The 17,540-nt window shown below is 68.0% G+C and carries 15 protein-coding genes; 5 read left to right on the top strand and 10 right to left on the bottom strand.

Translation table 11 applies throughout. The annotated features are described in order from the left end of the window. The first annotated feature begins 37 nt into the window (after positions 1-37). Both AC3IPP_RS00340 and AC3IPP_RS00335 read left to right on the top strand, forming a co-directional pair. Positions 38-1,243: an acetyl-CoA C-acetyltransferase gene (locus tag AC3IPP_RS00340; RefSeq protein ID WP_087138817.1), complete on the top strand. Its 1,206-nt coding sequence runs from the start codon at positions 38-40 to the stop codon at positions 1,241-1,243. A 17-nt stretch (positions 1,244-1,260) separates the two neighbouring features. Further along, positions 1,261-3,453: a 3-hydroxyacyl-CoA dehydrogenase NAD-binding domain-containing protein gene (locus AC3IPP_RS00335; RefSeq protein WP_489151080.1), complete on the top strand. Its 2,193-nt coding sequence runs from the start codon at positions 1,261-1,263 to the stop codon at positions 3,451-3,453. Between the two features lie 130 nt (positions 3,454-3,583). On the opposite strand, the gene AC3IPP_RS00330 is transcribed toward AC3IPP_RS00335, so the two are convergent. The 3 genes from AC3IPP_RS00330 to AC3IPP_RS00320 all read right to left on the bottom strand — a co-directional run bounded on the left by AC3IPP_RS00330 (position 3,584) and on the right by AC3IPP_RS00320 (position 8,246). Next, positions 3,584-4,402 (bottom strand): TIGR02186 family protein, encoded by an 819-nt coding sequence (locus AC3IPP_RS00330; RefSeq protein WP_087138815.1) that lies wholly within the window; start codon positions 4,400-4,402, stop codon positions 3,584-3,586. Then, complete coding sequence (locus tag AC3IPP_RS00325; protein ID WP_087138814.1) at positions 4,402-5,325, bottom strand: sulfite exporter TauE/SafE family protein; 924 nt, start codon at positions 5,323-5,325, stop codon at positions 4,402-4,404. The genes AC3IPP_RS00330 and AC3IPP_RS00325 overlap by 1 nt, the downstream gene beginning before the upstream one ends. A 116-nt stretch (positions 5,326-5,441) precedes the next feature. Further along, positions 5,442-8,246 (bottom strand): SEL1-like repeat protein, encoded by a 2,805-nt coding sequence (locus tag AC3IPP_RS00320; protein ID WP_489149908.1) that lies wholly within the window; start codon positions 8,244-8,246, stop codon positions 5,442-5,444. A gap of 243 nt (positions 8,247-8,489) precedes the next feature. Between AC3IPP_RS00320 and AC3IPP_RS00315 the strand changes: the two genes are divergently transcribed. After that, positions 8,490-8,708, top strand: a complete 219-nt coding sequence (locus AC3IPP_RS00315) for a hypothetical protein (protein ID WP_489149907.1) — start codon at positions 8,490-8,492, stop codon at positions 8,706-8,708. A gap of 61 nt (positions 8,709-8,769) precedes the next feature. On the opposite strand, the gene argF is transcribed toward AC3IPP_RS00315, so the two are convergent. The 4 genes from argF to AC3IPP_RS00295 form a co-directional block, all read right to left on the bottom strand. After that, positions 8,770-9,687 (bottom strand): ornithine carbamoyltransferase, encoded by a 918-nt coding sequence (gene argF / locus AC3IPP_RS00310; RefSeq protein ID WP_489149906.1) that lies wholly within the window; start codon positions 9,685-9,687, stop codon positions 8,770-8,772. A 132-nt stretch (positions 9,688-9,819) separates the two neighbouring features. After that, positions 9,820-10,995 carry an aspartate aminotransferase family protein gene (locus tag AC3IPP_RS00305; RefSeq protein WP_087138824.1) on the bottom strand — a complete coding sequence of 392 codons (1,176 nt, stop codon included), beginning with the start codon at positions 10,993-10,995 and terminating at the stop codon, positions 9,820-9,822. Between the two features lie 134 nt (positions 10,996-11,129). Continuing rightward, positions 11,130-12,044 carry a M20/M25/M40 family metallo-hydrolase gene (locus AC3IPP_RS00300; RefSeq protein ID WP_489149905.1) on the bottom strand — a complete coding sequence of 305 codons (915 nt, stop codon included), beginning with the start codon at positions 12,042-12,044 and terminating at the stop codon, positions 11,130-11,132. A gap of 114 nt (positions 12,045-12,158) precedes the next feature. After that, complete coding sequence (locus tag AC3IPP_RS00295) at positions 12,159-12,998, bottom strand: ABC transporter permease (protein ID WP_489149904.1); 840 nt, start codon at positions 12,996-12,998, stop codon at positions 12,159-12,161. A gap of 234 nt (positions 12,999-13,232) precedes the next feature. Here AC3IPP_RS00295 and gcrA point away from each other — a divergent pair, with 234 nt between their 5' ends. Next, positions 13,233-13,769, top strand: coding sequence for a cell cycle sigma 70 cofactor GcrA (gene gcrA / locus AC3IPP_RS00290; protein ID WP_489149903.1), 537 nt, complete (start codon positions 13,233-13,235; stop codon positions 13,767-13,769). Between the two features lie 357 nt (positions 13,770-14,126). On the opposite strand, the gene apaG is transcribed toward gcrA, so the two are convergent. After that, positions 14,127-14,534 carry a Co2+/Mg2+ efflux protein ApaG gene (gene apaG / locus AC3IPP_RS00285; RefSeq protein ID WP_087138808.1) on the bottom strand — a complete coding sequence of 136 codons (408 nt, stop codon included), beginning with the start codon at positions 14,532-14,534 and terminating at the stop codon, positions 14,127-14,129. 93 nt (positions 14,535-14,627) lie between these two features. Between apaG and AC3IPP_RS00280 the strand changes: the two genes are divergently transcribed. Then, a complete protein-coding gene (locus AC3IPP_RS00280) occupies positions 14,628-15,662 on the top strand; it encodes a 2'-deoxycytidine 5'-triphosphate deaminase (protein ID WP_489149902.1) in 1,035 nt (344 codons plus the stop codon). Between the two features lie 58 nt (positions 15,663-15,720). On the opposite strand, the gene AC3IPP_RS00275 is transcribed toward AC3IPP_RS00280, so the two are convergent. Together AC3IPP_RS00275 and AC3IPP_RS00270 are read right to left on the bottom strand one after the other, a co-directional pair. Next, positions 15,721-16,974: an MFS transporter gene (locus tag AC3IPP_RS00275; RefSeq protein ID WP_087140642.1), complete on the bottom strand. Its 1,254-nt coding sequence runs from the start codon at positions 16,972-16,974 to the stop codon at positions 15,721-15,723. A gap of 47 nt (positions 16,975-17,021) precedes the next feature. Continuing rightward, positions 17,022-17,498 (bottom strand): cupin domain-containing protein, encoded by a 477-nt coding sequence (locus tag AC3IPP_RS00270; protein ID WP_489149901.1) that lies wholly within the window; start codon positions 17,496-17,498, stop codon positions 17,022-17,024. Positions 17,499-17,540 lie beyond the last annotated feature (42 nt).

Genomic DNA, 17,540 nt, shown 5'->3' with positions numbered 1-17,540 from the left:
GCCGAGCGATAGGGACACTAGAGAAGAGAGACGCTCCATGGCCGACGCCTATATCTACGACGCCGTGCGCACCCCGCGCGGCAAGGGCAAGAAGGACGGCAGCCTGCACGAGATCACGGCCCTGAGCCTGGCGACCCAGGTTCTGGAGGCTCTGCGCGACCGCAACGGCCTGGACACCACCAAGGTGGACGACGTGATCCTGGGCTGCGTCTCGCCGGTGGGCGAGCAGGGCTCGGACATCGCCCGCACCGCCGTGCTGTCGGCCGGCTGGGGCCAGGAGACGGCGGGCGTGCAGATCAACCGCTTCTGCGCCTCGGGTCTGGAAGCCGTGAACATGGCCGCCGCCAAGGTGAAGTCCGGCGAGGCGGACATGGCCGTCGGCGGCGGCGTCGAGGCCATGAGCCGCGTGCCGATGGGGTCCGACGGCGGCGCCTGGCCGACCGATCCCTCGGCGGCCTTCCCGACCTATTTCGTGCCGCAGGGCGTCTCGGCCGACATGATCGCCACCAAATACGGCTTCAGCCGCGACGACGTGGACGCCTATTCGGTTGAAAGCCACAAGCGCGCCGCCCAGTCCTGGGCCGAGCGCCGCTTCGACCGGTCGGTGATCGCGGTCAAGAACCAGCTCGGCCTGACCCAGCTGGACCGTGACGAGACCATTCGTCCGAAGACGGACATGCAGACCCTGGGCGGCCTCAACCCTTCCTTCGTCATGATGGGCGGCATGGGCTTCGACGCCGTGATCAACCAGCGCTACCCCGAGGCGGCGGGCGTCAACCACGTCCACACGCCGGGCAACTCGTCCGGCATCGTCGACGGCGCGGCGGGCATCCTGGTCGGCTCCAAGGAGATGGGCGAGGCCCTGGGCCTGAAGCCGCGCGCGAAAATCCTGGGCGGCGCCTCGATCGGCTCCGAGCCGTCGATCATGCTGACGGGCCCCGAGCCCGTGACCCGCAAGCTGCTGGGCAAGCTGGGCATGCAGCCGGGCGACATCGACCTGTATGAACTGAACGAGGCCTTCGCGGCCGTGGTGCTGCGCTACATGCAGGCGCTCGACATTCCGCACGACAAGATCAACGTCTGCGGCGGCGCCATCGCCATGGGCCACCCGCTGGGCGCCACCGGCGCCATGATCCTGGGCACGGTGCTGGACGAGCTGGAACGCTCGAACAAGTCGACGGCCCTGGCCACCCTGTGCATCGGCGGCGGCATGGGCACCGCCACCGTCATCGAACGCGTCTGATCCGGGAGCGAATGACTATGGAAAACTTCAAGATCGACATCGACGCCGACGGCATCGCCACGGTCGCCTTCGACGTGCCGGGCCGTTCGATGAACACCCTGACCTCGGCCGTCATCGCCGAAATCCCGGCTCTGGTGGAGAAGATCAAGACCGACGACGCCATCAAGGGCGTGGTCCTGACCTCGGGCAAGACGACCGGCTTCTGCGCCGGGGCGGACCTGGGCGACATGGCCTCGGGCATGCTGGCCGGCGGCGGCGACCTGCAGAAGGCGTTCGACACCGGCTGGGCGCTGAACGGCGCCTTCCGCCAGCTTGAGACCTCGGGCAAGCCGGTGGCGGCGGCCATCAACGGCCTGGCGCTGGGCGGCGGGCTGGAGTTCACCCTGGCCTGCCACTATCGCGTCGTCGAGAATGACCCGAAAATCCAGCTGGGCCTGCCCGAGATCAAGGTCGGCCTCTTCCCCGGCGGCGGCGGCACCCAGCGCCTGACGCGCCTGATCGGGGTGCAGACCGCCCTGATGCAGATGGCCGAGGGCAAGTCCTGGCGCCCCAACGACGCCAAGGGCGCCGGCGTCGTCCATGAGGTCGTCGAAAAGGGCCAGTCGGTCGCGGCCGCCAAGGCCTGGATCAAGAACGGCGGCAAGGCGGTCCAGCCGTGGGACGATCCCAAATTCAAGATCCCCGGCGGCGGCCCCTACCACCCGGCGGGCGCCCAGGTCTTCATCATGGGCAACGCCATCCTGCGCAAGCAGTCATACGGCAACTATCCGGCCGTGCTGAACATGATGAAGGCCGTCTATGAAGGCGTGCAGGTGCCGATCGAGGCCGGCCTGCGCATCGAGACGCGCTACTTCATCAAGACCCTGATGACGCCGCAGGCCCAGGCCATGATCCGCAGCCTGTTCCTGTCCAAGCAGGAGCTGGACAAGGGCGCCGTGCGCCCGGCGGGCGCGCCCAAGTCCGATCCCAAGAAAGTCAGCGTCCTGGGCGCCGGCATGATGGGCGCGGGCGTCGCCTATGTTCAGGTCATGGCCGGCATCGAGACCGTGCTGATCGACCAGACGCAGGAAGCCGCCGACAAGGGCAAGGCCCACGTCGAGGAGCTGCTGAAGAAGCGCCTGTCGCGCGGTCAGATGACGCAGGAGAAGTTCGACGCCACCCTGGCCCTGGTCACGGCGACGACGGACTATGACCTGATCAAGGGCTCGGATCTGGTCATCGAGGCCGTGTTCGAGAACCGCGAAATCAAGGCCGACGTCACCAAGCGCGCCGAGGCCCAGCTGGCTGAAGGCGCCGTGTTCGGCTCCAACACCTCGACCCTGCCGATCACCGGCCTGGCCGAGGCCAGCGTGCGGCCGGAAGACTTCATCGGCATCCACTTCTTCTCGCCCGTCGACAAGATGATGCTGGTCGAGATCATCATGGGCGAAAAGACCGGCGACGCGGCCCTGGCCAAAGCGCTGGACTATGTCCTGAAGATCAAGAAGACGCCGATCGTCGTCAACGACAGCCGCGGCTTCTACACCTCGCGCTGCTTCTCGACCTTCCTGATGGAAGGCATGGCCATGCTGGAAGAGGGCTATTCGCCCGTGCTGATCGACAACGTCGGCCGCATGACCGGCATGCCGCGCGGCCCGCTGGAGATGCACGACGACGTCGCCCTGGACCTGTCGTACAAGATCGCCAAGCAGACCCGCGAGGATCTGGGCGACAAATACGTCCCGACCGAGGGCGAGCAGATCGTCGCCACCATGGTCGAGCAGGGCCGCTACGGCCGCAAGAACGGCAAGGGCTTCTACGACTACGACCAGAAGCCCAAGGTCATCTGGCCCGGTCTGGCCGAACTGGCCCCGACCACCAAGGGCGACGCCTTCGGCGAAAGCCCCGAGGCGTTCAAGGCCATCGACGAGTTGAAGACCCGCCTGCTGTATCGCCAGGCGGTGGAAGTGGCTCGTTGCTGGGAAGAGGGCGTCATCGACGACCCGCGCGAAGGCGACCTGGGCGCCATCTTGGGCTGGGGCTTCGCGCCCTGGACCGGCGGCCCCATCACCTTCATGGACCAGACCGGCCTGAAGGCCTTCGTGGCCAAGGCTGATGAACTGGCCGCCAAATACGGCGACCGCTTCAAGGTCCCGCAGCTCCTGCGCGATATGGCCGCCAAGGACGAAACCTTCTACGGCCGCTTCGCGCCGCAGACGAAGGCGGCCTGAGGCTCAGCTTCAGACTGAAACGAAAGGGCGGCCTTCGCAGGCCGCCTTTTTTGTTGGCGCTATACTCGCAACGCGGTCGCTCGCTGCTTGAGCGCAGCCCCCAAACCTCCGTCGGGATGAGCGGGAGTATCTACCGACTCCGGAACACCCGCGACGCCGCATAGCCCGTCATCGCCGCCAGCAGCACGCACAGCACGCCGTAGCTCCACGGGCGGTTGTGGGCGAACTCATAGATGTCGCGCTCTAGCCCCACCTTCTCGACCGTCAGGGTCAGGTTGGACACCGACACCGGCGTCCCCTCCTGAAACAGCCAGACCTCGGCGTAATATTTCCCAGTCGGCGCCACGGCAGGCAGTTTGACCTCCGCGCGGAACAGGCCCCGATCGACGAACTCCACCCCCTTAGGGTCGGTGTCATAGAGGGCCGCCGCCTCCTTCAGCCGGATGACGGCGCGGCGCCAGTCCAGGTAGTCCTCGCCGAGGCGGCTGATGACCACGTCGCGCACGCCGTAACGGGTGACGGTGCGGGCCTCTTCCGGCGCATCGATGCGCAGGTGATCAACCCCCACGCCCAGACGGCGCAGCTGGCCAAAGTCGGCGATGTCGCTGAGCGGCCGCGTCGAGGCGGTCATGTAGAAGCCGGGCGCCCCCTCGAACAGCACTGGGCGGCTGTTCAGCCAGACCCCCATGTTGCGCGTCTTCTTGACCAGGCGGACCGGGGCGTCGGGGCCGCGCACCACCACCACCACGTCTGCGGGCGTGTCGCTGGGGTTGAAGACGGCGCCGTAGAGGACGATCGACGCCCCCTTGAACCCCGAGTCCACATCCACCCGCGCATCGGTCAGGGCGGCGGCGACCCGCACCTCCTCGGTCGTAACGGCCGAGCGTTCGATGATGATCTCGGGCGCGGCGGCCACGGGCGGCGGCTCGGGCGGCAGAACCTGAAACATCAGTCCGCCACCCCCGGCGCCAGCAGGAACAGGTCGCTGGGCCGCACGAACAGCTCCAGCCCCATCTGAATGCCGACCAGCAGGACGATCAGCCCCAGGGCGGCGCGCATCTCTTCAGCGCGGAAGCGACCCGACAGCTTGGCGCCGTACTGGGCCCCCACCACCCCGCCCAGCAGCAGGATGGTCGACAGGACGATGTCCACCGTCTGGTTGCGCCCGGCTTGCAGCACCGTCGTGATCGCCGTGGTGATGATGATCTGGAACAGGCTGGTGCCGACGACCACGCTGGCCTTCATCCGCAGCACATAGAGCATGGCCGGCACCAGGATGAAGCCGCCGCCCACCCCCATGATGGCCGACAGAATCCCTGCGAACACGCCCAGGCCGAAGGGCGGAATGGCGCTGATGTAGAGGCCCGAGCGCGGGAAGCGCATCTTGAACGGCAGGCCGTACAGCCACATGGGCCGACGGCGCTCTTTCCGCGGCGGGGTCTCGCCCCGAACCCGGTGCAAGATCTGCGTCAGGCTTTCGTACAGCATCATGCTGCCGATCGAGCCCAGGAACAGCAGATAGGACAGAGCCACCACCAGATCGGCCTGCCCCAGCAGGCGCAGGTAGCGGAACAGCTCGACGCCCAGCACGGCGCCCAGCGCCCCGCCGACGGCCATGATGCCGCCGATACGGTAATCGACCGCCTTCATGCCGGAATAGCGGATGACGCCCGAGGTCGAGGAGGCCACGACGTGGCTGGCCTGGCTGGCCACCGCCACCGTCGGCGGGATCCCCAGGAAGACCAGAACCGGCGCCATCAGGAAGCCGCCGCCGATGCCGAACAGACCGGACACGAATCCGACCAGCGCCCCCAGCAAAACCAGGAGCGGCCAGTTCACCGAGACTTCGGCGATCGGCAGGTAAATATCCACGGCACGCGCCTTCGGCTGGAAGGACAGGCAATCGGCGCCGGAAAGGCGACTAGGCTTCCGGTCTTAGCGGCCCCTGCGGCGAACCGCCACCCCCGGTTGAACGCGTCGTGCGTCGATCAGACGACCGGTTCGGCGGTGAAGGCGTCGGCGGCCTCGCGCGCCGTACGGCGATCGGCCGCCGACAGGCCCGAGGTCAGACGCTGGACCGAAGCCAGAGCCTGCTGGTCGCCGCGTCGCGCCGCAATCATGTACCACTTGAAGGCCTCGACCCGATTGGGGGCTACGCCCTGATCGCCCTTCTCCAGAAGCTGGGCGACATTGTACTGGCTGTCGACGCGGCCGGCGCTGGCGGCCTTGGTCAGCCAGGACAGGGCCTCGGCGCGGTTCTGCGTCCCGCCGACGCCGTCATACAGCTGCATGGCGTAGAAATGCATGGCCTTGGGGTCGCCCGCCTCGGCGGCGCGGCGGGCCCAGGCGCGCGCCTCGGCCTCGTCCGCCGTCAGCCCGACGGCGCCCTCCTGATACAGGCTGGCCAGGCGCAGTTGCGCCGGGGCGTAGCCCAGGTTGGCGGCGCGGGTCAGAGGCTCCAGCCCGCCGTCGTCGCCGTTGTCCAGCATCTGCACGGCGCGCGCGAACAGGCCCGCGCCCTCGGTCGCCGCCGCATCGGGCGACGGCACGGCGTCGGCGGGCGCGGCGTCCAGCGCCAGGGCCGCGATCGGCATCGCCGTCTCGGCAGGCGCCGCGCTGTCGCTCGAGGTCGACGCCAGGGTGAAGCCGCCGGGCAGGGTCAGGCCCGAACCGCCCGCCACCTGCAAGGTGGCGTAGCCGCCGACGACGCCCAGCGCCGCCACCGCCATGGCGCCCAGCGCCGTGCGCATGGTCGAGCTTTGACGGCCGGCCTGCTTGTCCAGACGCTCCTGCAGCTTGGACTTGCCGCCGCGCTTGGCGAGGCCGAAGGCCTGACGCGGCGCCGCGTCGTCTTCCGGCGTCATGGCCGCACGGGCGGCGTCCAGCACGTCGCGGGTCGAGGCCGCAGCGGGTTCCTGAGCCTGATCTTGAGGCGTGACGAAATCCAAGTCGGCCGAGAAGTCGTCGGCGTCCGCCGCCTCATCCAGATCGAACGGCTGGCGGTCGACGCCCTGATCGGCTGTGGCGTTCAGGATGTCGCTGACGTCCGCGCCGCCGAACAGATCTTCGTCCTCCAGAGGCGCCGCGTGCGGCCAGGCGTCAGCCGCGACCCGGCCGAACGGCGCTGCCGTCTTCGGCTCGGCTTCCAGAAGTTCGGTGTCCAGCGGATCGCCGAAGATGTTCTCGGCGCCCGATGCGAAATCCGACACGGCCGCCGGGATATCGCCCGCGTCGCGGGTCAGAGGGTCGGCGGACCAATCCTCGACCGGGTCGGCGAAGGCGGTCGCACGCCAGTCGCTGCTGGCGGTTTCAGCCGGCGTCCAGGGCGCGGGATCGAGGCTGTCCAGCGGCGGAGCGCGACGCGGGGCGCGCTCGCCGCGCTGCTCCATGCTGTCGCGGGCGTCGGCCAGCAGGCGCGCCGTGCGCTCCTCGCTCTGACGCATCCGCTCGGCCAGATCGCCCGAGGCGCTCTCGTGACGCTGATGCATCTTGTCGGTGCTTTCCGACAGACGGCGGCCGATGTCGTCCAGAGCCTGGGCCGAGCGACGCTCGGACTGGGCGATGCGTTCGCTCAGACGATCCGAAATGCGGGCGATCTCGCCGCCCAGCCGCTCCAGCGCCAGGGCGTGCTGGTCATCGGCCTGCGTCAGGCGTTGGTCCACCGCCTCGGCGTGGCGGGCCAGATCGCGCTCCAGCTTCTGTTCCAGCGCCGCGACGCGGGCGTCGGACGGTCCGGCGCCCCCGGCTTCGACCGTCTCCACCCGACCGTTCAGGTTGCGGGCGATGCGCATGATCTCGCGGCCCATGCCGTCGACGGCGGCGACCGAGCGCTGCTCGGCGGCGCGGGCCTGTTCGCCGATGGCGGCCAGGGCGCGTTCGATGCGATCGACGCGGCCTTCGGTCTCGGCCGCGTCGAGGCGGCGGATCATTTCAGTGCGGCTGGACTCGACCTGACGCGTCAGGCTCTCGGCCAGTTTCTCGAAGCGCGAAGCTTCGCGCGCATGGTCCGGCTCGATGCGGCGCTCGGCGTCCCGCATCCGCAAGTCCAGGGCGGCGAACGACCGCTCCAGCCCCTTCAGCGCATCAGACGTGCGCGACTGGGCGTCGTCCAGACGCACGCCGACCTGCGACAACAGAGAGGTTCCGGCGCCCGGCCCAGCCGTCTTCTCGACCGCCTCGATACGGTCGCGCAGTTCGCTGACGCCCGCGCGCTGGCGCTCGTCCATGTCGTAAAGGCGGGTAGAGACGGCGGTCAGCGCCGCGTCCAGCTTGTCCAGCCCTTCGCGCGCCTCGGTCCCGGCGTCCTGCTCCAGACGGCGCAGGCGACGATGGCCCTCGCGCAGTTCCTCGGCGATGTCGTCAATGCGGCGCGCCTTGGCGACTTCGACTTCGTCTTGTTTCTCTAGGCGGCGCACCAGACCGGCCACAGCCTGGTCGATGCCTTGGATCGCCAGGGTCGAGCGGCGCTCGGCCGCTTCCAGACGCTCGGCGATCACTTCCAGCGAAGCGCCCATGCGGCCCAGGCTCTCATGGCGGCCCACGCCCTCATACCGAGGCGCGTCCTCGCCATAGACGTCGTCCAGGCGGCGCGAGCGGCTGCGGCGGTCATAGGGGTCCGGAATGGGCGACCGGCGCGGCAAGGTGGCGACGCCGTCGTCCTCGTCCGGCTCGTCCATGATCATGGAATTCAGCCACTCGCCCAGGGTCATGCCCGAACGTCGCGCCAGATCCTTGGCGATCTCGCGCGCCTTGGGGTCGATGCCCTTCACGCTCCACGGCGCCGCTGCGGTCACTGATTCGCCTCCCGACCCATGACGCGAACGGTATCCTTCCAGATAAAGCGTGTAAACGTGTCGTTAACCGCAAGATGTGGCGCCTCATCGCGAAGCGCCGACGGCAGCCGACACGGCGCTGATGCGCCCGACATGGTTAATGCCGCGTTTAGATTAACCGCGCATCAAGAAATACGGCCACGCTGGAAATCCTGCAGGTTGACGGCTTGCATCGCAGCCTCGGGCGCCCCAACTGCCGCCGTCATGGACGCTACGCTCACCCTGATCCTGCTGATCGCCTCGATCGCCATCGTCGTCTTTTCCGGATGGCGAGGGTCGCGGCCGACAGACATCATGCGCGGGCCGCGCATGATGCCGTGGCGTTTCATCATGCTGCTGTTCGCCGCCTTGGTCTTCTTCCTGCTGATCCACCTGATGGCGGAGCTCAGCGGACGGCCGCTGCCGTCCGCCACGCCGTTCTAGCCGGCGGGTGGGCGCGCTTCGCTCGCTCGCCCTCAAGCAGCGCGAAGCGCGTTAGGGCGACCTAGAAAGCCCCGAAGCACCAAGCCAGGACCGCCTTCTGGGCGTGCAGGCGGTTCTCGGCCTCGTCCCAGATCAGCGACTGCGGGCCGTCGATGACGGCGTCCGTCACCTCCTCGCCGCGGTGGGCGGGCAGGCAGTGCAGGAAGACGGCGTCCTCGGCCGCCTCGGCCATCAGGGCCTCGTCGACGCTGTAGGGTTCGAAGGCCGCCAGGCGGGCCTCATAGTCCTGATCGCCCATCGACACCCAGGTGTCGGTGACGACGACATCAGCGCCCTTGACCGCCTCGCGCGGGTCGCTGGTCAGGTGGACGTGGGCGCCGCCCTTCTCCAGATCGCGCAGGTCAGGGTGATATTCCGCCGGACAGGCGACATGCAGGTGGAAGCCGAACTTGGGCGCGGCGTGCATGAAGCTGTGGCAGACGTTGTTGCCGTCGCCGATCCAGGCGATCGTCTTGCCCTCGATCGGGCCGCGATGCTCCTCGATCGTCATCAGGTCGGCCAGGATCTGGCACGGGTGGCTGCGGTCGGTCAGGCCGTTGACCACCGGCACGGTCGAGACGCGGGCGAAACGCTCGACGTCCTCGTGGTCGTTGGCGCGGATCATCACGGCGTCGACCATGCGCGACAGGACACGGGCCGTGTCTTCGACCGGCTCGCCCCGGCCCAGCTGCATGTCCGCGGCGGTGGCGATGATGGAATCGCCGCCCAGCTGGCGGATGGCCGCGTCGAAGCTGAAGCGGGTGCGGGTCGAGTTCTTCTCGAAGACCATGGCCAGGACGCGGTCCTTGCCCGGCGCGTCGGCGTCGGCGCGGCCCTGAGGCCAGCCCTTGCGCGCGCGCTTGCGGGCGTGAGCGTCGTCCAGAATGGCGCGCAGATCAGCAGCGTCCAGGCGGTGGATGTCGAGGAAGTGACGAACCATGACCAAGCCTTCTCCCTCCCCTTCATGGGGAGGGTGGTCCCGCAGGGACCGGGTGGGGGCGGCCCTGCGAAAGTCTGGAGGTAGAAGAAAGCGTCCCCACCCGACCTCCCCATCTGGGGAGGAAGGAAGCGCTTAGCCCGCGATCTTGGTGCGGGCGAACTCGCAGGCCTTCTCGAACTTCTCGATGGCCTCGCGGGCCTCGTCGAGGGTGATGTTCAGCGGCGGCAGGACGCGGACCAGGTTGTCGCCGCCGCCGGCGACCAGAAGCTTGGCCTCGTCGCGGGCCCAGCCCATGAACTCTCGGTTGTTCGGGACCAGTTTGACGCCCAGCAGCAGACCCTTGCCGCGCACCTCGACGATCACGTCGGGGAAGCGTTCCTTGAGGCCGTGCAGTTGCTGGGTCAGATAGCCGGCGACTTCATTGACGTTGTCCAGGATAGCGTCCGACGACACTTCGTCGAAAGCAGCCTGACCGACCGCCATCGCCAGCGGGTTGCCGCCGAAGGTCGAGCCGTGCACGCCGACCGTCATGCCCTTGGCCGCTTCCGCAGTGGCCAGGCAGGCGCCGATAGGGAAGCCGCCGCCCAGGGCCTTGGCGACAGCCATGATGTCCGGCGTCATGCCGGCCCATTCGTGGGCCCACAGCTTGCCGGTGCGGCCCATGCCGCATTGGACTTCGTCGAAGATGATCAGCACGCCGTTCTTGTCGGCCATCTCGCGCATCCAGCGCAGCTCGGCGTCCGGCGTGGCGCGGCAACCGCCCTCGCCCTGAACCGGCTCCAGGATGATGGCGGCCGTGTTCGGGTTCTCGAAGGCGGCGGTCAGCGCGGCCTTGTCGCCCCACTTCAGCTGATGGAAGCCTTCCATCTTGGGCCCGAAGCCCTCGGTGTAGCTGGGGTTGGCGGCGGCGTTGATGGCGCCGTAGGTGCGGCCGTGGAACGAGCCGTCGAAGCCGTAGATGTCGATGCGCTCAGGCTGGCCGTTGGCGACGTGGAATTTGCGCGCCGTCTTCAGGGCGCACTCGATCGCCTCGGTGCCGGAGTTGGTGAAGAAGACGACGTCGGCAAACGACTTCTCGCACAGGGAGTCGGCCAGGGCGTCCTGCCCCGGAATCTTGAAGATGTTGGAGACGTGCCACAGCTTCTCGGCCTGATCCTTGACCGCCTGCACCAGCTTGGGGTGGGCGTGGCCGAGGGCGTTGGTCGAAATGCCCGAGACGCAGTCCAGATACTCGGTCCCGTCAGTGGACCAGAGGCGGACGCCCTGGCCGCGCTCCACTTCCAGCGGCGCGCGATTGTAGACACCCATCAGATGACCGGACACTTGGCAGACTCCATAAAGCGAGACGGTCCCGGCGCGTCTGCGACGGGACCGCTTTGGAAAAGGGCGACGAACTTGTCGGGCGCTATTTCCCCTTAGTCAACACCGCGCGGGACGCGAATTCAGCGCAGTTGCGCATCCAGCTTCTGGATCAGGGCCGCATAGGTCCGGCCCGCCAGGTCGATGGTGTGGCCCTCGACCGCCGCGATGGCGTCGTCCTTGGAGTGGATGACGCGGAAGACCTGGGGCGTGAAGCCCTCGGCCAAGCCGTTGGTCTCGCCGCCGTTGAAGGCCAGCCACATCTGATGGGCGCCGACTTCGTCCTGGAAACCGAGCGAGACCACAGGCGCGCCCGCCGCCGAGAAGGCCCGGTCGTCGGACGGCGGATATTCGGGGAAGCCGACGCACTGCTGGGCGCGTTCGGCGCACAGCTCCTGCACCGCGCGGGTGACGAAGGCCGACTGCGTTCCGTTGTTCTGACCGTACATTATGGTGTCGCCATAGGCGGCGACGTCCGAGTTCACCACGGCCGCGACATTGGCGACGCCGTGCGCCTCGATCCACTTCTTCGCGCCGATCAAGCCCAGCTCTTCCTGGTCGAAGAAGATGATGCGGATGCGGTGCGACAGCGGCGCCTCGCGCAGGATCTTGGCCGCCTCGATCAGGGCGACCACCGAACCGGCGTTGTCGACCAGGCCATCCGCCATCGTCCCGTCGCGCAGCTTCACCGCGTCATAGTGGGCGGTCAGCAGGATCTCCTTCTCGCCTTCGCCGAGGGTGACGACGACGTTGGAGCCCTGCATCGGACCGGCGCGGCCGCCGCCCTCAAAGGTCTCGACCGTAGGCGAGAAACCCTCGGCCCGCAGCTGGCCCAGCAGCACGTCCAGACGCTCGGCGTTGGACGGCTTGGCGTAGGCCCCGACCTGTTCGCGCAGATCCGCCGCGCGATCCTGAGCGACCGACGGCGCAGCCGTCAGGCAGACGACCGCCAGGCAGGCGCCGCTGACAGCGGCTTTCAGACGAAGATGAAACGACATGGCGAGGCCCCTTTCGCGAAGGCCCCTCGCCCCGCTCTCGACGCCTTGATTAAAGCGAAATCGGTTCAGATGCGACCGCATCTGAACTCAGATCTTCGCTCACGGTCAAAGCCGTCAGCTCTTCAGCCGCCAACCCGAACGGAACACCAGCCAGCAGGCCGCGCCCATGACCACGGTCAAGACGGCGCTCATGACCACGCCGACCACAAGACTGCCCTCGGCATGACCGATGAACCCCGCCCGGAAGCCGTCGATCAGGTAGAAGAAGGGGTTGAAGCGGCTGATGCTGGCGAAGGGCTCGGGCAGGCTGTCGATCAGGTAGAAGGTGCCCGACAGGAAGGTCATCGGCATGACCACGAAATTCTGCACCGCCGACAGATGGTCGAACTTCTCGGACCACAGACCCGCCAGCACGCCTACCATACCCATCAGCAGGGAGGCGATCAGGCCGAACCAGACGATCAGGGCGATGTTGGCCAGACCCAGCTTGGCGAAGGGCATGACGCACAGCGCCGTCACCAGGCCCACCGCCACCCCGCGCGTCGCCGCGCCCAGGGTGAAGCCGATCGTCAGCTCCAGCGGGCTGAGCGGCGGCGTCAGGAAGTCCGTCGCCGTACCCATGATCTTGGCCTGTATCAGACTGGACGAGGCGTTGGCGAAGGCGTTCTGCAGGATCGCCATCATGATCAGGCCCGGCGCCACGAACTCGGCGAATGGCGTGCCGTGCAGCGGCGGCCGCGCGCCCTTCAACGCCACCACGAAGACCATCATGTAGAGCAGGGTCGTCACCACCGGCGCCGCCACCGTCTGGGCGCCCACCTTCCAGAAACGGCGCACCTCCTTCAGGTACAGGGTGCGCAGCCCCACCCAGTTGATCCCGTCATAGCGGCGGGGCTGAGGGAGGCCGCGGGGGGCGGCGGAAGAGGCGTCGGAACCGGCGGTCAGGTGCGTCATGCCGCCTCAGATGCGACAGCCAAGCCGGTTTCGCAAGGCGTTCCGCCTGTGGATGACCGTCAGGAAGTTGAGTCAAATCGGGACATTAACCATACCAGATGTAGTTTCTGTGGACAGGTGAATTCCCACATATTGCGTGTTTTAAGGGGTGATTTACGATTAGAGGCGTGATGAGGGGCCGAAATTCGGACTCCAGCACAAGATATTGAATCCGACTTCTCCCGGGAGGGCGACATGAACCCAGGCTGGACCGAAGACCGCGTCGGCGCGCTGAAGAAGCTGTGGCTGGAAGGCCAGTCAGCGAGCCAGATCGCCAAGGCCCTTGGCGGCGGCGTGACCCGCAACGCCGTGATCGGCAAGGTGCACCGCCTCGGCCTGTCGGGCCGGGCGGCCCCGTCGCAACCCGCGCGCACCACCTTCCGCCCGGCGCGTCCGCGCGCCGCCGCCCCGGCCGCGCCGGTGCAGGCCCCGTCGGCCCCGCGCCGGATCGAGGCCGTGGCCCCGCGCCCCGTCGCCGCCGCCGCGTCGCAGACCCCGGCGCTCGCGCCGGAACTGGCTGGCACCGCGACCGTGCTGACGCTGGGCGCTCACATGTGCAAATGGCCGATCGGCGACCCGTCGACCAGCGAGTTCAGCTTCTGCGGCCGCCGCGCCTCGGAAGGCGTCTACTGCGTCGAACACGCCCGCGTCGCCTACCAGCCTCAGGTCCGCAAGAGCGCCGGCAAGGACGCCTCGTCCGATCTGGCCCGCAGCCTGCGCCGATACATTTAAGCCTGCTATCGCTCGCGACACGGTCGCTCGCTGCTTGAGCAGACGCGACCGCTACGCTCGCCGCACGGCGGCTCCCTGCTTGAGCCGGAGAGCCGTCGCGTCGTCGACTTTCGGCCCCATGGCCGACACGAACGCCTCCTAAGGAGGCCGCCGTCCGCCCCGCCGCTTGGCGGCGGGCTCCGGGGCGGGACTGCGGTTCATCCGGGTTGACGCAGTCCCATCCCCCTCGCCTTCGGCGAGGGGTTTTTTGTTGGCCCTACCGCGCTGCTTGAGGGCTTGTTTGTTGGCCCTACCGCGCTTCGCGCTGCTTGAGGGCGAGATTGCTCTCAGCTCTTTATCCGCGGAATGTCGCCTGCCCTAGTTCAGAACGCGGCGGGCGTCGGGCACGTCCAGGCTGAAGGCCGGAATGGCGGCTTCAAACATACGGCCTTCGGCGTCCTGCATGAAATAGGCGCCGACCATGGAGCCCGAGGGCGTCGTCAGCGGGCAACCCGAGGCGTAGGCGTAGCTGTCGCCCGCCTCGATCACCGGCTGTTCGCCGACCACGCCGGGACCGCGCACCTCTTCGACCCGGCCCAAGGCGTCGGTGATGGTCCAGCGCCGGGCCACCAACTGCACCGGGCCGCCGCTCAGATTGACGATCTCGACCTGATAGGCCCAGACCCAGCGCCCCTCGGCCGGGTCGGATTGCCCCGCCAGATAGGAGGGACGGACGCGAACGACGACGCCTTCGGTCTCGGCGGTATAGGCAGGGGCGGAGTGCATGCGCTATATGCGTCCCGCCGTACGCGGGGTTCAAGCGTCTGTCGTCGCTGACAAGCTACACAGACGGGATAATCCGTGTGAGAACAGGACGGCATGACCCGCTTTTCCATTCCCGACCAGCCCGGCATCCTTCCCTTCCAGGGCATTGAGACCCTGATCGCGATCGGCGCCATCGCTTCCGACACCCCGTTCGACGTCGATCAGGTCCAGCCCGCCAGCCTGGATCTGCGCCTGTCCGACCGGGCCTGGCGCGTGCGCGCCTCCTTCCTGCCCGGCCAGCGCAAGGTCGAGGAGCGGATCGCCGACGTCGCCATGCACGCCATCGACCTGTCAGGCGGCTATGTGATGGAGAAGGGCTGCGTCTATATCGCCCGTCTTCAGGAGCGCCTCAGCCTGCCCAAGGGGCTGAACGCCCGCGCCAATCCGAAGAGCTCGACCGGCCGCGTCGACGTCTTCGTGCGCCTGCTGACCGATCAGGGCCGCAGCTTCGACGACGTGGACGAGGGCTATGAAGGCCCCCTCTATCTCGAGATCGCGCCCCAGACCTTCTCCATCCTGGTCAAGCCGGGCACCCGCCTGAACCAGTTGCGCCTCAAGGCGGGCGAGCCGCCCAAGCTGGAGACCCGCAGCGTCGGCGTCGACCTTCGCGCGGGCGACCACGGCGTCGTCGGCTATCGCGGCCGTCGCCACGCGGGCGTGGTCAACATGGACCACATCGACGGCCATGACCCGCGCGACTTCTGGGAGCCGCTGACCCTGCGTCGCGGCGAACTGCTGCTGGATCCGGGCGAGTTCTACATCCTGGCCTCGTCGGACGATGTCGAGATCCCGGTCGATCAGGCCGCCGAAATGACCCCGATCGACCCCTCCGTCGGCGAGTTCCGCGTCCACTACGCCGGCTTCTTCGACCCCGGCTTCGGCACGGACGAGGCCCACGGCGCCGGCTCCAAGGGCGTGCTGGAGGTTCGCACCCACGACACCCCCTTCCTGCTGGAACACGGCCAGATCGTCGCCCGCCTGGTCTATGAGCCGCTGACGGAACGGCCCTCGCGCCTCTATGGCGAGGGCGGCAGCCACTATCAGAGCCAGGGGCTCAAGCTGTCGAAACACTTCCGCCCCTGGGGCTGACGCCAGGAACATGAAGGCCCCGCGATCAGCAGATCACGGGGCCTTTTCGTTGCCGCTTCTAGGTCAGCTTGTTCGCCTTCCTCAGACTGGGGAAGGCCTTGGCCCAGACGCCCGTGGCGGCCAGGGCGCCGAAGCCGCCGAACACCGCCGCCCCGATCGGTCCCAGCAGGCGCACCATGACGCCGGAATAGGCCTCGCCCAGTTCATTGGACGCGCCGATGAACAGCATGGAGACCGACGACACCCGTCCGCGCATGTGATCCGGCGTCGCCAGCTGGATCAGGGTCTGGCGGATGTTGACGCTGATCATGTCCGCCGCCCCGCCCAGGAACAGCACCGCCCCCGACAGCCAGACGCTCTTGGACAGGCCGAAGATCAGGGTGCAGACGCCGAAGACGGCCACCGCCCCGAACATCCACCGTCCGCCGTGGCGCACGATGGGGAAGCGGCTGAGATACAGGGCCATGATTAGCGCGCCCACCCCGAACGAGGCCCTCAGCAGGCCGAAGCCGACGGCCCCCACGTGCAGGATGTCGCGCGCGAAGATGGGGGTCAGCAGGGCCACACCCGCCAACAGGACGACGACCAGGTCCAGCGAGATCGCGCCCAGCACGATCTTGGTCTTCCACACATAGGCCAGGCCTTCCTTGACCTGCTGCACCGGGCCCAGCTTGGACGGATCAACCTGCGGCTTGCCCTTGGTGCGGATAAGTAGGAAGCAGGCGACCGCCGCCAGGAACAGCGCCATGGCCGAGGCGTAGGCCAGCGGCACGGACAGGGCGACGATAACGCCGCCCAGGGCCGGACCGGCGATGGCCCCGGTCTGGAAGGCGATGGACTGGGCGGCGATGGCGGGCGGCAGAGCCTTGCGTCCCACCACCATCGGCAGGAAGGCCTGGCTGGCCGGAGCCAGAAAGGCGCGCGCAGCGCCGAAGACGGCGGCGACCGCCAGCAGACCCCACAGCGGCGGCGAACCGTGCAGCGCCATCATCAGGAAAGCGCCCGCGCACATGCCCTCGACGATGATCGACAGGGTGACGGTGTGCTTGCGGTCACGCCGATCGGCCATGGCCCCGGCGGGCAGGGTGAAGGCCAGCAGCGGCAGGAACTGGCACAGGCCCACCAGACCCAGATAGAGACTGGCCTCCTCGATCGGATGGTCGCGGCGGGCGATCTCATAGACCTGCCACAGCAGGGCCGAGGACTGGATCTGAATGCCCAGGACCGCCACCATCCGGCCCAGCCACAACAGGCGGAAGTCGCCGATGCCCCATGGGCTCGACGGACCGTCGTCAGGAGGTCCGGGCGGCAGCGGCGGCTGGGGCGGAACGGTCGGCTGGGTGTCGAGAGTGTCGGTCGTCACGTTCGTATGGGCGTCTTCGGATAGGGGGTTCCGTCGCGATGGAAGTATCGGTCGGCGCCCTTGGGAAGGATCATGTCGATGTCGGGATAGTCGCAGGCGTCCGTCACCGGGCTGCGCGTTCCGACTTCCAGCAGCACCGCCTCGCGATCACTGCGGTTCTCGATCTTGTGGCCGTTGGGAACGCCCGCCTTGAAGCCCGCGCAGTCGCCGGCGCGCAAGGTCGTCTCGCCCTCGTCCTCGACCAACACCACCTCGCCGTCCAGCACCCAGACGAACTCGTCTTCGGCGGCGTGCCAATGGCGCTGGCTGGTCCAGGCTCCGGCAGGCAGTCGCAGCAGATTGACCCCGAACTGGTTCAGTCCGACCGCATCGCCCAGTCGCTGGCGGCGGCGCGGCTTGCACGGCGCGGCGAATTCGTCCGGGTATCCGGTTCCGTTGAGAGTCGGGGCGGCGTCGATGTCGATCTTCGGCACGGTTTCGGGCCTTCTCGCGAGTGCGGGATATGCCTAAAGCAA

The sequence above is a fragment of the Brevundimonas sp. KH_060 genome (assembly GCF_057838275.1).
This window is presented reverse-complemented; position numbering and strand designations above follow the sequence as displayed.